Origin of the sequence: Allofrancisella heilbronnii (assembly GCF_000710735.2) — a bacterium.
GTDB lineage: Bacteria > Pseudomonadota > Gammaproteobacteria > Francisellales > Francisellaceae > Francisella > Francisella frigidaquae.
Window position 1 is genome coordinate 210,561 of record NZ_CP144673.1, and the last position, 15,622, is coordinate 226,182.

Here is a 15,622-nt window from a genome sequence, read left to right on the forward strand (position 1 = left end):
TTAATATAATAAACTAACTAGTGAAATAAACATATTTAAATATTTGTAATTTATGGAATTAAGCTATTTTGACTTTATAAAAATGACAGACTTGGCAAAATACAAACTTTTTATAATTACAGGAGATGAGCCTTTACAGCGTTATAATGTTATTGAAAAAATCACAAATGAGTTCAAAAACAGGAATTTTGAAATAGTTAGGCATGATTTAAGTGAGCAAAACTATGATACTCTCTATCAAGAAGCTGATAGCCTTAGTCTATTTAGCGTAGATAAGTTTATACAGTTCAGTTTTGAAAAAGTTCCTCAAAAATCTTTGCAGCAGGCTCTTATTGAAAATATTTTAAAGCCTAGTGATAATGTCTATTTATTAGCTTTTAATGGGCTTAAGAAACAAAATTTATCAAGTAAATGGTTTCAAAGTTTAGTCCAAAATGCTCTTCATATACACATACATCAGCCGGATATAACTAATGCTATAACTATAATAAATCATGAGTTACAGCAGTCAAGTTTGACTTTAACGACCGAAGCAGCTCAGTTACTAGCTCAAAAAACTGAAGGAAATCTAATAGCTGCTAAGCAAATAATAAAGCTCCTTTCACGCCAAAACACTCAAAATTTTGATGATAAAACCTTAAGACCTTTTTTACATGAGCATACTAGTTTTGATGTCTTTGATTTATCAGACACTATTTTAAGTCAACAAAAGTCAAAAGCTTTAACAATATTAAATAGTATTCTTACTGAGAGTGATAAACCTCCTCTTATACTTTGGACTTTAAAAAGAGAGCTGCGAGTCATCTCTCAGTTAAAATCAACACAGAATGTTTATCATCAAAAGATTTTTAAGGATAATAATATTTGGTCGTCTAAGCAAAAATATTATACAAGTTTAGCCAATAGAGTTAGTTCTGAGACTGTATTATCCTGTTTACAAAAATGCTTAGATACAGATTTATGTATAAAAGGAGCAAAAAAAGGAAATATCAATCTTAAACTTAATGAAATAGTTTTTAGTCTAGTTAGCTAACTACTAGTTAGCAAATTTATAATACCTTCATTATTATTTATCCTTGCGTCATCTAGAGGCGTTTTACCCCACCTGTCTGTTGTTGTGATATCAGCACCTTTACTGACTAAATATTTTACAATATTTTCATGGCCTTCAGCTGCTGCTAAATGTAGCGCTGTCCTTTTATCATAATCACCTTTATTAATATCCACCCCCAAGGCAACGGCTCTTTTAACCTCAGAAAGATCTCCTGTACTTGCAGCCCAAATCAACTCAAAAACTAAACTTGATTCTGCTAACATACGATTTTCTATGGGGTTTATTTTGTCATTCCTATCAATATGATCATAATTATGAAAACTAAATTTATTTATCAATCTTCTACTAAACTCTACACCTCTAACTGAGTTATGGTTAGAATCTAATCTAGGGGAAAATATTGCAAATCCACCAACGTTTGGAATAGCTATAACCAAAGCTCCTGATACTCCAGATTTAGCTGGTAGTCCGACAGAAAAGGCGTATTCTCCTGAAAAATCATACATCCCGCAAGAGTACATCATTGATAAACAGTTTCTAATAGTTGTGGGTGAAAAAATCTTTTTGTTGGTAAATGGGCATATACCACCATTAGCTATAGTAGACATGATTTTTGCCATTTTCTTGGCATTAACTTCAATCGAACATGTCTGAAAATAAAAGTCTAATGATGTATGTATATCAGTTTTAGGAGGGAAAGCTCCCACCTCTTTCATATAGTGAGCTAAGGCATAGTTTCTATCTGCCGTTTCTTTTTCTGAGTGGTAGGTTGCATTATCAAAACTTACGGGCTCTCCACCAGACAAATCTTTCCAAACTTTAGTAATATACTCAAACCTATCTGCTATATTCCATTCCGGTTTAATTAATGAACAAGTCATGATAGCTCCAGAGTTAATCATGGGATTATGTGGAAGATTATATTTATTCAAAGCTATAGCATTAAACGTAACTCCACTGGGTTCTCTACCAACATGCTCATGAACTTTATCCTCTCCATTTAACTCTGTAGCGATACAGTAGGTTATAGCTTTTGCTGTAGACTGGACACAATACGGGTGGTTATAATCGCCTAAGGTAATCATCTGACCATCTACACTACAAAAAGCTACTGCAAATAACTCAGGATCAACACGGGCTAATTGTGGAATATAGTTTGCGACCTTTCCAGAGGTATTTTTCTTAGTCTCTTCGAAAATATTCTGAATTTCTGTTTTGAAAGCTATGAAATCTGGGATCACAAAACTTTTACTAATCGCCTTTTCTATAAGGTTTATACTGTCCGAAGTTACATCTTTAAAAGTTTCAAAGTCAATATTTTCTGTACGTGAAAATTTACCTAGTTTTTCAATTAACGTTTTTATACGCACATCATCCCTAGCTATACCGAAATCGTCTAAAATTCCTAGAATTCCTGATTTTGTAACACATTCATTATCATTACAGATAACATGGAAAATATTTTTATAGTGATCTTGACCTGCAGAGTAACCTGCGTTCATTTTAGTTTTAATTTTCAATTTTGTTCCTTTATCTTAAAACTTTTGTAGATATTAGATTAATGTTAATTATCAGCTAGTAGCTAAGCCGGGATAGATTTGTCATTCTATGATACTGAAGCAAGTTCATATAAGTGGTCAAACCATAGGATAACTAAACACCGTTTATTAAACTAAGACCGCATAAAATAAACAGGCTAGCTATATTTTTTCACTGTTCTTAACTGTAATAATATTATAACTGATTAACTATATTTTACAAAAAAGAAGAATAAAATTTGGGAAACCTATCAAATTTCATTTATTGTAAAGCTAATATTTTTAGAGTCAAAAGAAATCACGCTTCAGTAGCAGCAGCTAAAGCTAAAGCTAAAGCTACTATATATGGATCTGCATTTGCGCCTGGTCTTCTATCTTCAAAGTAACCATACCCTTTTAAGGCAACTGGTTTAGGAATCCTGATTGAACTACCTCTATCAGCATCACCAACTCTAAAAGTATTTATATCACAAGTTTCATGTAAGCCAGTTAATCTTTCATGCAAGTTAAAACCATAATTTAAGATGTCTTTTTTATGGTTTTTTTCTAAGTTTTTAACTATTCTTTGGATTTCTTGTTTGCCCAGGTTTGGATCTCTAGTTGCTTTAGTAGAGAAATTAGTATGCATACCAGCACCATTCCAATCACCTTTGATAGGTTTATTATCAAAAGAAATTGTGATGCCATACTCTTCACCTAACCTTATTAGTAGCCATCTAGCAATATGGGTATGATCAGCAACGTTTAATATCCCTGCATCTTCACCATCCATACCTCTATAACCTATCTGAAACTCCCATTGGCTAGGCATAACTTCAGCATTAATACCATATATCAAAATACCTGCTTTTATACATTCTTTTAAGTGTCTTTCAACTAGTTCCCGACCAAACACTCTATCAGCTCCTGCTCCACAATAATATGGCCCTTGAGGCCCCGGAAAACCTACTACTGGCCATTGAAGTGGTCTACCATCAGCAAACATAGTATACTCTTGTTCAAAACCTGCCCATATGTCATGCGCTTTTAGACTTTCTAAGACTTCTTTTAATTTTGCTCTGTGGTTAGTTTTATGAGGTGTTTGATTGTCAGGGTTATAAACTTCACACAAAACTAAATAACCACTATCTCTTAACGGATCTATAACAAAATTGACAGGTCTAAGTATACAATCTGAATTATCACCAGTAGCTTGGTTTGTAGAAGATCCATCAAAGCTCCACTCCGGGAAATCTGTTATTTTGATATTTTCTTTATGTGGTAATATTCTAGACTTTGAACGAAGTCCAGCAACAGGATTTGCTCCATCAATCCATATATATTCAGCAGTCACTATTTTCATTTAAGTTTCCTAATTTCACTAAATAACAAAACCTAATGATAGCAATTAGACAAAAAAAGTAAATATCTTTACAAAAATATATAAGAAATCGTTAAATTGTTAGCTTTATAAAAAAGCTAATGTAAAATAGTTTTTATGAGTTAATAAACAAAATTTAAACTTGGCATCCCGTAGGGGATTCGAACCCCTGTTGCCGCCGTGAAAGGGCGGTGTCCTAGGCCTCTAGACGAACGGGACATAAGACTTAAGTTGCTATCGCTAGCGACATGTGGGATATTATAAGCTCTTTTTTACTTTAGTCAAGGCCTTTTTGAAAAATAATTTCTTATATTTATAAGTAAGTTCATAACTAGCCTATATCAAATACCCAAATGCAGTATATATTAAAGTTATAAAGTGTACCTTTGCTCTTTTATATTATTAACATCTGTTTAATTTGAGCTTATAACTGTAGTCTCTTAAACTGCTTTTGACTCTTTTTCAAATATTTAGTAAATTTTGAGAATACAATCTAATGTCCATGTTATTTACTATTTTCATTATCTTTGTTAGCAACGAAAGTATTAATTAATGATCCTAAATCAATAGCGGATTCAGTATTTTCTAATGGTATTATACTACCTTGATGTAGGTATTGATCTTCAGTTGCTGAGTTATCAGCTAGGCTAGCTATTGCCATAATATCCTCTTGTGGTGGACTAAGAGCAATATAGTTATCTCCAAGAATACCACTCATAGCTATAGCAGCAGAGTAGTTTGCAGGTATTTTTTTACCATCATTCATGGATATAGTGACCAAAGCCATAAAACCATTGTATGTTTTCTCAAGAGATATGTTAGTTACTTGGCCGATCTCTACGCCTGCTATTTTTACAGCTGCATTTACTCGTAATGAACCTACATTTTTAAATTGTGCTTGAATAGAATAGTGATTAGTATTAAAAGCTTTAAATGAGCTACCACTTACTTTAAAAATCAAGAAAACTAAGCATAAAACTCCTAAAATAATAAAAATACCAACAGAGGTTTCAAAATATTTACTCCTCATTAGACTTCTCCAAACATGATTGATGTTAAAATAAGGTCAGCTCCTAAAACACTCATACAGCAGTATACTACTGTTTTAGTTGTCGCCGTAGCTATACCATTTGAGTTGGGTGTACAATAGTATCCTTGGTATAATGCTATCCAAGCTACTACAAAAGCAAAAACTAGACTTTTGATTAATCCATTTGATATATCTGAAAGGCTTACAGAGGTTTGTATATTGCTCCAAAATTCTCCGTAGCCTATTCCTAGGCTAGCCTCTGCTAGTATATATGATGCTATAATCGATACCGAACAAAAAATCAAAGTTAGTATAGGAACACTTATCATACATGCCCAAAACCTAGTTGAAAGAATAAAGCTAATAGGGCTTACATTCATCATCTTTAAGCTATTAATTTGGTCAGTAGCTTTCATTAGCCCTATTTCTGAAGTTATTGCACTACAAGCTCTACCTGCAAATAACATAGCTGTGACAACAGGTCCAAGCTCTCGCAATACACTTAAAGCTACCATGGTACCTAATAGAGAATGAGCTCCAAATTTGGCTAAGGTATAGTAGCCTTGTAAGCTTAAAACTAATCCTATAAAAACACCTGAAGTTACTATAATAACTAGCGAATTAACACCAACAGTGTTTGTTTGATCTATACAATCTCGAACACTAAATTTGCTACTTAGAACGCTTATAATTAAACGTAGAGATCTTAGGCTGCTGTATATAAAAGAAATCATTAAGTTATAAACTTTACCAAAAATATACATACTAAGCCCTTAAAATTTCTTTAATAAAAAAGTCTTTATCTGGGTGTTGTTGGTTTTGTTCACCGCTTTTAAGAGGTTTGCCAGCTAAAAAGGCTTTTATGTCTTCATTTTTACTATTTTTTATATTTTCAGGTGAGTCGCTAGCTAAAATTTTTTTATTTGCTACTATAACTATGTGATCTGAAATGCTGAGAGATTCTTGTATATCGTGAGAAACAATTATAGAAGTCATTTTTAGAGTTTTATTAAGTGTAGATATTAGTTCAAGTAGTTTGTTAAAAGAAGCTGGGTCTTGTCCTGTAAATGGCTCATCATACAGCATAATACTAGGATCTAAAGCAATAGAGCGAGCTAATGCAATTCTACGAGCCATGCCACCAGAAAGCTCGCTAGGCATCATCTCTACAGTATGAGCAAGCCCAACAGCTTGTAATTTTAATAACACAATATCCTTTATTAGTTTTTCATCTAGGTCAGTATTTTTTCTTAATGGAAAGGCTATATTATTATAAACGCTAAGGTGAGTAAAAAGGGCACCTGATTGAAACAAAAAACCCATCCTTTTGCGGAGTATCGCAAGTTGTTTTTCGGTGGTCTTCTTATTTACATGAATATTATCTATACAAATATTTCCATAATCAGGCTTGATAAGTCCTGCGATTAGTTGCAGTATGGTGGTCTTGCCAGCACCAGATGGACCAAGGATAGTAGTAATTTTTTTAGATGGAATGGTAAAGGTAACATTATCGTATATACAAGAAGCTCCTCTATAAAAAGAAACTTGATTAAAGCTAATATTGCTCATTTATTAGTAGGTATCTATCTAGTTGAAAGGTATATTAACTTCGATTGTTGAGTTTTTGCTGTTATCTTCTACCTTCAAATCTATATCCCTAATATTCTCTTCTGAAAGAGCAATATATTTTTTAACTACTTCGATTATTTCGTCTTTTAGTTCAGCAAGCAAATGACTACTAATCCTTGAAGTTCTAGGTTGCAGTTCATTTCTTTGATGTGCTACTATAATCTGTAATCTTTCTTTTGCTAAAGAAGCACTATTTTGTTTTTTCTTTGGTCCGAAAAGCTTTTCAAACATAATTATGACTTACCTATTAATTTTTTAAAGAAACCGACTTTATGCTCAGTATATCTCATAGGAAGAACATCTTTACCTAGCATTCTATCTACCGCATCAAAATACGCTTTAGCAGCTACAGAGTCTGCAAAATGGGTGATAGGGTGCCCGCTGTTTGAAGCTTCTAATATGTCCTTTGATTCTGGAATTATGCCAGTAATAGGAGTATATAGTATTTCGCTTACATCCTCAGCTTTTAGCATCGCTCCAGCTTTTGCTCTAGTAGCGTCGTATCTATTAAGTAATAAGTATATTTCTTTGAATTCGCCTTCCCTTTGAGCTTTCAAAGTTTTACTTGAAAGCATGCCGAGGATTCTGTCAGAATCCCTTACTGAAGATACTTCAGGGTTAGTAACTATGATTGCTGCATCAGCACATCTCATAGCCATCAAAGAACCTTTTTCAATGCCAGCAGGAGAGTCACATAAAACGATATCAAAAGAATTTTTTAGTTCTTCTACAATTCTGTCAACACCATCTTCTGTTAGGGCATCTTTATCCCTAGTTTGTGAAGCTGGTATTATATATAAGTTTTCGATGCGTTTGTCTTTGATAATAGCTTGATTAATTGTAGCTTCTTCTTTTACTATGTTTATTAGATCATATACTACTCTTCTTTCACAACCCATTATTAGATCAAGATTTCTAAGTCCAACATCGAAGTCTATAACTACAGTTTTTAGCCCTCTTTTAGCAAAAGCATATGCAATAGCAGCGCTTGAAGTTGTTTTACCAACTCCACCCTTACCAGAGGTAACTACAAATACTTTACCTTGTTTTTTTTCACCCATTTTGGCTATAACCTCTTATAAATTTAATTTCTAAAAACCTTCTATATGAATTTTATCATCTTTCAGATAAATGATATATCCATCAGTACTTTTTTCATTAACAGGGATGCTCTCATTGTTAAGAGTCACATACTTACCAGCTATTGAAACAAGTTCTGCTTTTAGGTCTTTACAAATGATTCTTGCTTCTTTATTGCCAGAACTACCAGCAAGAACTCTTCCTCCGATCCTTCCATATACAATGACACTGCCATCGGCAATAATTTCAGCACCATTGTTCACGTTAGCTGTCACTATTACATCAGCATCACGAGCAGTGATAGATTGCCCAGTACGCACAGGAGAAGTGATTATCTTAGTTGTTGTGCGAGGAGTCTCTTCAGAAGAATTTTCTTTGATCTTGCCGTTTTTTAAAATGTTATGCCCGGCTTTCGCTAGTTTACTCTTTAGCTCTTGATTGTTAACGACAAAGCCCACGGGGATCATACCATTAGACCTAAAACAAGATATTACCTTTTCCAAAAAAACCACACTGCATTTATCATCTTGATCGATTTCAGAAACGTCGATTACAAAGGGAGTGTTCTTGAAAAAAGATTTCGATTGGGCAACCTTTGAACTAAGTAAGCTCTCAATTTGAGTAAACTCTGTTACGTTGATATTGATAGCACTTATAGTATAGTTGCCACCTTTGAAATGAAAAGCTTGCTTCATGGTTATAAGGCCTTAATTTTAGTTATGGGCTTATTTGATCTTTGCTTCTTTATAAATTACGTGTTTACGAGCAACTGGGTCAAACTTCTTGATTTCCATTTTGTTTGGCATATTCTTCTTATTTTTAGTAGTAGTATAAAAATGACCTGTTTTTTCAGAAGAAACTAATCTTATTTTTTCTCTCATTGTTTGAATTCCTTTTCTAGAATTTAGATTTTATGACCTTGAGTTCTTAAGTCATTAAGAACAACATCAATACCTTTTTTATCGATTATTCTCATACCTTTAGAGCTAACCCTTAATTTTATATATCTGTTTTCGCTTTCTACCCAAAATCTATGCGTGTGAAGGTTTGGTAAAAACCTTCTTTTAGTTTTGTTTTGTGCGTGTGATACGTTATTCCCTGTAATGGGTTTTTTACCTGTAATAATACAAACTTTAGACATTTAGAAACTCTCCTTGGGCAAAATTTTTTTATTATTTTTACATATATCTTCAAGATTTTATTACGTTTGAATTTAAAAGTAAACTGAAATTTTATATTAAAACTTACTAATAGGTGACTTAACCTATTGATTACGGGGTTCCACCAGCTTCTGATGAGTCTTGAATATTAGCGTCGTAATTAAAATTATCGCCACTATCTACAAGCTCGCTTGTAGGTGTGTTTGTATTTCTAGATGGTGAAGTCGGATCATCATCTACTTTTGAGGTACTTTGCTTAGTAGCTAATGTAGATCCAGATGTTATTTTAGTTGTTTGATCGCTATCTTTTTGTTGATCTTCAGGAAGATATAGAGGGCCTGTTTGTCCACATCCGGTTAGGAAGAAACTAATAAAAATTGGTAAAAATAATTTTTTCATGATTTTTTATGTAGTTCTAAAATATTGTTAGTAGGACTAATTTAACAGTAATCATGTAATTTGGCAAATGCTTTGTTTATTGGGCTTTTAAAATGATAGAATAAGTTTGAGCAAAAGAAGGATTTAGTTAGAGAAAATTTGATGAAATTTCTAGATTTTTTAGGGGTTGGTGATGCTACTATAAAGGCTTTGGCTAAAAACAGCTTGTACCAGCCAGAGGATTTATTATTTGTTTTTCCAAAAGTTTATAAAGATACTAGGTTTATAACTTCTATCAAAAATCTCGTAGTAGATAAAAAAAGTGTTATTGAAGGTAGAATCACAAATGTTACTTATAAAAAAACAGGAAAGAAATTTTTACGCTTTTTGATTAATGATGGTACAGGTGTTTGCTCTGTGATTTTGTTTAAATTTTACCCAAACCAAATTGCTATGCTAGAAAACGCACAGTATGTAAGGTGTTATGGTAAAATAGATGTATCACAAGATTTCCAAATGATTCATCCAGAATGGTCAGTAATAAAAGAAGGTAAATGTTTACTTGAGCAGAAACTATCTGCAGTTTATGGACTAAAAAAAGTACCAGATAGAGTAATAGCTAATATAATCACCAAAATTTTGCAAGATAGTCAAATAAAAGATTTAATTCCACAAACCTATCTAAAATCATATAGTTTGATGAAGCTTACTGATGCTTTATATTATCTCCATGCTCTAACAGATACTATAGATGAACGCTATTTATCAAAAGCAAGGTATTCTATTAAATTTGAGGAGATGTTAGCTTATAAGTTAGCCGAAGAAAATATAAAAAAAGATCTTTCAAAAACTTTATCTCCTAAGCTTACTCTAAAGGATGGTGATGTAGAGAAGTTCTATAATAAATTGCCATATAGTTTAACTAATGCTCAAGAGAAAGCGATCAAGCAAATTTTAGTTGATATTAGAAAAGCAAATACAATGATAAGGTTATTACAAGGAGATGTTGGAGCTGGTAAAACTATAGTTGCAACTGTAGCTTTGTATGCTGCTGCAGTATCAGGTTATCAAGCTGCAATTATGGCACCAACAGAAATTTTGGCAGAACAACACTATAAGTTTTTATCAGATTATTTGACTGATTTTGGGATAGAGGTTATACCGCTGCTAGGTAAATTAACGGCAAAGCAAACTAAAACTAGTTTAGATAGGATAAAAAACTTATCAAATTGTATTGTAGTTGGAACTCATGCTATATTCCAAGAGCGTGTCGAATATAACAATCTTGGACTAGTAGTTGTAGATGAGCAACATAGATTTGGCGTTGAGCAAAGGTTAGCATTGATTAAAAAAGGCATTAACGGAAAAAAAATAGCTCCTCATCAGCTTATAATATCAGCAACCCCTATTCCTAGAACTTTAGCAATGACTTTATATGGAAATCTTGAACTTTCTATATTAGATGAGTTGCCACCAAATAGAAAACCTATAGTTACTACCGTTCTTAATCGTTCACGAAAATTAGACTTAATAGCAAAATTAAAGCAAGCAATATCTAGAAAAGAGCAAGTTTATTGGGTTTGTCCGCTTGTTGAGGAATCTGAAAGTATGGATTTTTTACAAGATGTAAAGACATTGTATGCAGAGCTTACAGGTGAGCTTGGAGATGATAAAGTTGGGTTAGTATATGGTAGTATGAAGTCCAAAGAAAAAATCCAAGTTATGAACGATTTTAAAGCAGCTAAATACGATGTTTTGGTTGCAACAACGGTTATAGAAGTTGGTGTTGATGTTCCTAATGCAAGTATTATGATAATTGACAATGCTGAAAGGCTTGGAATTTCACAATTACATCAGTTAAGAGGTAGAGTCGGTAGAGGCTCAAAAGAAAGTTATTGTATACTTTTGTATAGTGATAAAATTAGTGAAATTGGTAAAAAAAGACTATCTTTAATCCGTCAATCTCAAGATGGCTTTTATTTAGCAGAAAAAGATTTAGAAATACGTGGAGCAGGTGACATTTTAGGTAAGGAACAATCTGGTATATCAACGTTTATAACTTTTGATATAAACGAGTACTATGACAATTACCAGTTGGTATCTAGGTTAGCTAAGCAAATAAGGCAGGATTATCCTGAAGCAATACCTCAGCTAGTAGCTAGATGGTTTAAACGAAGAATAACGTATGTGGATGTTTAATTATGGTTCTAGCAAGTGTTTTGGCTATAGTAATAGCTCTAGTGTTTACAATGGTAATAGCAAGAGTGTTGTATAGGCTTAGCTTTAGGAAAGGCATGCTCCAGTCAAGAAAGGATTATATTATCAATGCTATAATTGTTGGGTTTGTATTTTTTTGTGTAAGTAGTTTACTTTATATTCTTATGATAAATATTTTTAGCATCTAAAATCATTTAGAGATTGCTGCAAAGTGAAATTATACGGCGCTAACTATGTTAAAAATAACCTCAAAATGACCATTTAATATAGCAAGGATAAGCAAAAAATATCCAGTTTTGTAATTGCTTAAACATTAATTGTTTTCAGGCTAGGTATCATATATTAATTGACTGTGTATTATATTTTAACTAGTCTATATTCTAATCAAGGTTGTTTTTTTTAATTAATTGATATGAAGATAATGAAAATATTACCTAAAGCTCCAGTAATTAGATGTGTAAAATGCCATGTTTTAATGTCTGTTAATTTACCAATGATCGGATCCCATCTATATGCAAGAGATATACCAACAAATCAGGTATTTTGTAATTGCGTAACCAAAAATTGTGGCAAGCTACTAATAAAATATGATTATAACTTTCGTATACTAAGAATCGACCACGTTAAAAGTCATGAAATCGCCACCCCACCTCATATTTTAAAGAACACATATGGGCCAGGTGTAGAGGCTAAACCAACAAATAAATCACATATAATAAACTACGTCAAAGGTCATGAAACTAAGAATCCTTCTCATATTGTAAATAATCCATACAGCCCAGCCGTGGTGGATAAAACGTTAAATAAGTCCAATGTATATAAAATTTCTCCAAAAACTCTAGAAATACTAAAAATAGCTGATGAGGTAATTAGAAAAACTAAATCATTGATGCTATTTGGAGCTTCTAACCAGAAAAATCATTACCATGATAACCCTTATAATTGTTCAACTACCTCAAGGGCAGCTTGGAGCTATGGTAATCATAAAACTTATGATATTAACAAACGAAAAATTATTGACAATAATCAGTCACATCCGTTACGGGCTGCAGCTTGGGCCCTTAAGGCACAGGCAGGGACATGTGATAATATTAACGCGATAGCTTACTGTTTATGTAAAGATATGTTAAGTAGTAATGTGAAAATAAGTCTCATAGTTAGCTTGTCTCCTATTGGACATTGTTTAGTGGTCGTATCTGCTTTAGACAATTCTTTTGAAGATATTGCTGTAGATGCATGGCCAATACATGCAAGAGCAGTGTTATGGAAGCATCATTTTTCTTATCCAAATATACATACTGTGAGAAAAATAACTACAGGGATATTAAATTGTCCACATAAAAAAAGTAGAATGGAAGTTTTGGCACAAAGGTGCCAGAATATACCAGCTCCAAACTTTCAAAATACTCATGTATGTCAACCATCTTTTGATTATAGTTTTCCGACTAAAGACGGATTGCATAATATTGTATATGCTGTATATGCGGGTTAATTTTTAAATCATACTTTTTGTGCTTAATTTATGAATTTTACTAAGACATTTAGTAATCTCAAGATGAACTACGTATGAATAAATTAAGTGAAGTTTGAAGTGGAAGAACAAAACTTGTCAAAAACCATTTAGCTAGTTGTTTATTTATGTAAAAAATATTAGCATTAGCATATTTTATGAGTCTTTAGAGTTAGACTATGTATTTCTTTATAATTTCTTTGATTATTTTGCTTTCTATCCTTTGCACTGTGTATATGGTGTATAAGCTTATAACAAAGCAAGATAAATCACCTGACCCAACTCTTAAAGAGAGTGTTATCTTAGCAGGTTCTGGAGTCACAGCATTTTTAGCAGATACTGTGGGGGTTGGAAGTTTTGCTGTAAATATAGCAATAGCTAAAACTTTTAAGCTTGTAAAAGATGCTGAACTTCCAGGTTTTGTTAATGGTGCCCAAGTAATACCGGGAGCTATAGAAGCCATATTTTTCCTAGGCGTTTTACATGTTGATATACTAACATTAACTGTACTAGTGTTAGGGACAACCTTAGGTGGCTTTATAGGTGGGATATTTACCTCAAAAATTAACACAGCAACAATTAGGCTAATAATGATGTTTGCTTTTATCTTGGTTATATTTCTATTACTTGGTAAATTGCTAAATTTTTTACCAATAGGTGGCACTTTGATGAAGCTTTCCGGTATCAAACTAGTGTTAGGTTTTATTGGAATGTTTGTGGCGGGTTTTTTGGTGTGTTTTGGTGTGGGGCTTTTTGCTTTGGTTCAGGCTATACTCTTTTTACTGGGGATGTCACCTCTTGTTGCTTTTCCTATTATGACTGCAGCAGGTGCTATTCAGCAACCAGTAACAACTTTTGCATTTACTTTTAATAATGCTATTCCCTTGAAAAAAGCCCTTATAGTGGGAATTTTTGGTATAATCGGAGTTTTTATAGGTTTTAATGTTGTCACAGCACTATCAACAGAGCAGTTACAATGGCTATTAGTTATAGTGATAGCCTATAATACGATAAGTTTATTAAACTCATATTATAAATCTAAAAAATAAAGCTCCGCTTAAAACCAAAGCTGATAGCTGATATAATCTTTTTGTGACATCGAAATTTTTTATTTTAATCAAAGAGGTTTTATTTAAATGGCTATTATAAAAGCAGAAGATTTGATCAATAGTGTTGCAGACGCATTGCAATATATTTCTTATTACCATCCGAAAGATTTTGTTGACGCTATGTATGAGGCTTATCAACGTGAGGAGTCTAAACCAGCTAAAGATGCTATGGCTCAAATACTTATAAATTCGAGAATGTCAGCTATTGGTAAGCGTCCTATCTGTCAGGATACAGGGATGGTCTGTGCTTTTGTTAAAGTTGGTATGGATGCTAAGCTTGATAAAACGGATAGAACTATTACGGAGCTTGTAAACGAAGGTGTACGTCGTGGTTATGCTGATGAACATAATCCTCTTAGAGCATCTATGGTTTTTCCGCCACACGGCGCTAGAAAAAACACCAAAGATAACACTCCAGCAATTGTCCATATTGATATGGTGCATGGAGATAAAATTGAAATTGATATTGCTGCAAAAGGTGGCGGATCTGAGTTTAAATCTAAATTTAAGGTTTTAAATCCTAGTGATAGCATTATTGATTGGGTGGAAGAGATGCTACCAACTATGGGAGCAGGTTGGTGTCCTCCAGGTATAATCGGTATAGGTATTGGTGGTACTGCAGAAAAAGCAATGCTTCTTGCAAAAGAGTCTCTTGGTGAAGAAATAAACATGCAAGATATAATAAAAAATGGTCCGCAAAATGAAACCGAGCAGCTAAGATTAGATATTTATAATCGAGTAAATGCACTAGGTATAGGAGCTCAAGGATTAGGTGGTTTAACTACGGTGCTTGACGTTAAGATAAAAGAATACCCAACACATGCTGCTTGTAAACCTGTAGCTCTTATTCCAAACTGTGCTGCTACTCGCCATGTGCATTTTGTTTTAGATGGCTCAGGAGCTGTGGATTTACCAGCACCTAAGCTTGAAGATTGGCCTGTGATAGAGCAAGCTGAAAACATAGACGTTAAGAGAATAAATTTGGATACTGTAACTAAAGAGCAAATTGAAGATTTAAGATCAGGTGATAATGTGCTTTTAAGTGGTAAAATTCTGACAGGGCGTGATGCTGCGCATAAGCGTTTGCAAGACATGTATGAAGCTGGCCAAGAATTTCCAGTAAGCCTAAAAGATAAGTTTATTTACTATGTGGGACCTGTTGATCCTGTTGGTGATGAGGTTGTAGGCCCAGCTGGTCCAACAACAGCTACACGTATGGACAAATTTACTCCATTTATGTTAGAAAAAGCAGGTATTATGGGAATGATTGGTAAATCTGAGCGTGGTCAGGCAACTATTGATTCTATCAAAAAAAATAAAGCAATTTATTTTATGGGGGTAGGTGGAGCGGCTTATCTAATTTCAAAATCTATTAAAAAAGCGAAAGTTGTGGCTTTTGAAGATCTTGGGATGGAAGCAATTTATGAGTTTGAAGTAGAAGATATGCCAGTTACAGTTGCTGTTGATTCATTAGGAGTATCTGCACACCAGCAGGGGCCTAAAATTTGGAAAGCTAAGATCGCAGAGATTAAAAGTACTAAGTCAAACCCATAAATT

General features: G+C 33.3%; 16 protein-coding genes and 1 tRNA gene. 5 read left to right on the forward strand and 12 right to left on the reverse strand.

What is annotated here, in order from left to right; all coding sequences use genetic code 11:
* The first annotated feature begins 52 nt into the window (after window positions 1-52).
* Window positions 53-1,033: a DNA polymerase III subunit delta gene (gene holA / locus FRA_RS00940; RefSeq protein ID WP_035720894.1), complete on the forward strand. Its 981-nt coding sequence runs from the start codon at window positions 53-55 to the stop codon at window positions 1,031-1,033.
* Here holA and glsA read toward each other — a convergent pair.
* From glsA to lptM, 12 genes are all read right to left on the reverse strand, one after another.
* Window positions 1,030-2,556 (reverse strand): glutaminase A, encoded by a 1,527-nt coding sequence (gene glsA / locus FRA_RS00945; protein WP_155960897.1) that lies wholly within the window; start codon window positions 2,554-2,556, stop codon window positions 1,030-1,032. The genes holA and glsA overlap by 4 nt on opposite strands.
* 334 nt (window positions 2,557-2,890) lie before the next feature.
* Window positions 2,891-3,934, reverse strand: coding sequence for a glutamine synthetase beta-grasp domain-containing protein (locus FRA_RS00950; RefSeq protein ID WP_035720896.1), 1,044 nt, complete (start codon window positions 3,932-3,934; stop codon window positions 2,891-2,893).
* Window positions 3,935-4,095: 161 nt separating this feature from the next.
* Window positions 4,096-4,171 (reverse strand) — tRNA-Glu (locus FRA_RS00955).
* A 286-nt stretch (window positions 4,172-4,457) separates the two neighbouring features.
* Entirely contained in the window at window positions 4,458-4,982 is a 525-nt protein-coding gene (gene mlaD / locus FRA_RS00960) for an outer membrane lipid asymmetry maintenance protein MlaD (RefSeq protein ID WP_035720899.1), read from the reverse strand.
* Complete coding sequence (locus FRA_RS00965) at window positions 4,982-5,746, reverse strand: MlaE family lipid ABC transporter permease subunit (RefSeq protein ID WP_035720902.1); 765 nt, start codon at window positions 5,744-5,746, stop codon at window positions 4,982-4,984. Before FRA_RS00965 ends, mlaD begins: the two co-directional genes overlap by 1 nt.
* A 1-nt stretch (window position 5,747) precedes the next feature.
* Window positions 5,748-6,551: an ABC transporter ATP-binding protein gene (locus FRA_RS00970; RefSeq protein WP_035720905.1), complete on the reverse strand. Its 804-nt coding sequence runs from the start codon at window positions 6,549-6,551 to the stop codon at window positions 5,748-5,750.
* A gap of 18 nt (window positions 6,552-6,569) precedes the next feature.
* Window positions 6,570-6,842, reverse strand: a complete 273-nt coding sequence (gene minE, locus FRA_RS00975; protein ID WP_035720907.1) for a cell division topological specificity factor MinE — start codon at window positions 6,840-6,842, stop codon at window positions 6,570-6,572.
* A 2-nt stretch (window positions 6,843-6,844) separates the two neighbouring features.
* Window positions 6,845-7,672: a septum site-determining protein MinD gene (gene minD / locus FRA_RS00980; RefSeq protein WP_035720909.1), complete on the reverse strand. Its 828-nt coding sequence runs from the start codon at window positions 7,670-7,672 to the stop codon at window positions 6,845-6,847.
* Between the two features lie 30 nt (window positions 7,673-7,702).
* Window positions 7,703-8,386 carry a septum site-determining protein MinC gene (gene minC, locus FRA_RS00985; RefSeq protein WP_035720912.1) on the reverse strand — a complete coding sequence of 228 codons (684 nt, stop codon included), beginning with the start codon at window positions 8,384-8,386 and terminating at the stop codon, window positions 7,703-7,705.
* A 30-nt stretch (window positions 8,387-8,416) separates the two neighbouring features.
* Window positions 8,417-8,572: a 50S ribosomal protein L33 gene (gene rpmG / locus FRA_RS00990; RefSeq protein ID WP_035720914.1), complete on the reverse strand. Its 156-nt coding sequence runs from the start codon at window positions 8,570-8,572 to the stop codon at window positions 8,417-8,419.
* A 23-nt stretch (window positions 8,573-8,595) separates the two neighbouring features.
* Window positions 8,596-8,832, reverse strand: coding sequence for a 50S ribosomal protein L28 (gene rpmB, locus FRA_RS00995; protein WP_035720917.1), 237 nt, complete (start codon window positions 8,830-8,832; stop codon window positions 8,596-8,598).
* A 130-nt stretch (window positions 8,833-8,962) separates the two neighbouring features.
* The gene (lptM, locus tag FRA_RS01000) at window positions 8,963-9,250 is read right to left on the reverse strand and encodes an LPS translocon maturation chaperone LptM (protein WP_051686791.1); all 288 of its coding nucleotides are present in this window, start codon (window positions 9,248-9,250) and stop codon (window positions 8,963-8,965) included.
* Between the two features lie 141 nt (window positions 9,251-9,391).
* Here lptM and FRA_RS01005 point away from each other — a divergent pair, with 141 nt between their 5' ends.
* The 4 genes from FRA_RS01005 (at window position 9,392) to FRA_RS01020 (ending at window position 15,619) form a co-directional block, all read left to right on the forward strand.
* The gene (locus tag FRA_RS01005) at window positions 9,392-11,428 is read left to right on the forward strand and encodes an ATP-dependent DNA helicase RecG (RefSeq protein WP_035720920.1); all 2,037 of its coding nucleotides are present in this window, start codon (window positions 9,392-9,394) and stop codon (window positions 11,426-11,428) included.
* A gap of 439 nt (window positions 11,429-11,867) precedes the next feature.
* Window positions 11,868-12,938, forward strand: coding sequence for a hypothetical protein (locus FRA_RS01010; protein ID WP_035720923.1), 1,071 nt, complete (start codon window positions 11,868-11,870; stop codon window positions 12,936-12,938).
* 197 nt (window positions 12,939-13,135) lie between these two features.
* Window positions 13,136-14,005, forward strand: a complete 870-nt coding sequence (locus FRA_RS01015) for a sulfite exporter TauE/SafE family protein (protein ID WP_051686792.1) — start codon at window positions 13,136-13,138, stop codon at window positions 14,003-14,005.
* A gap of 87 nt (window positions 14,006-14,092) precedes the next feature.
* On the forward strand, window positions 14,093-15,619 hold the full coding sequence (locus FRA_RS01020) for a fumarate hydratase (RefSeq protein ID WP_035720925.1): 1,527 nt from the start codon (window positions 14,093-14,095) through the stop codon (window positions 15,617-15,619).
* The last annotated feature ends 3 nt before the right edge of the window (window positions 15,620-15,622 follow it).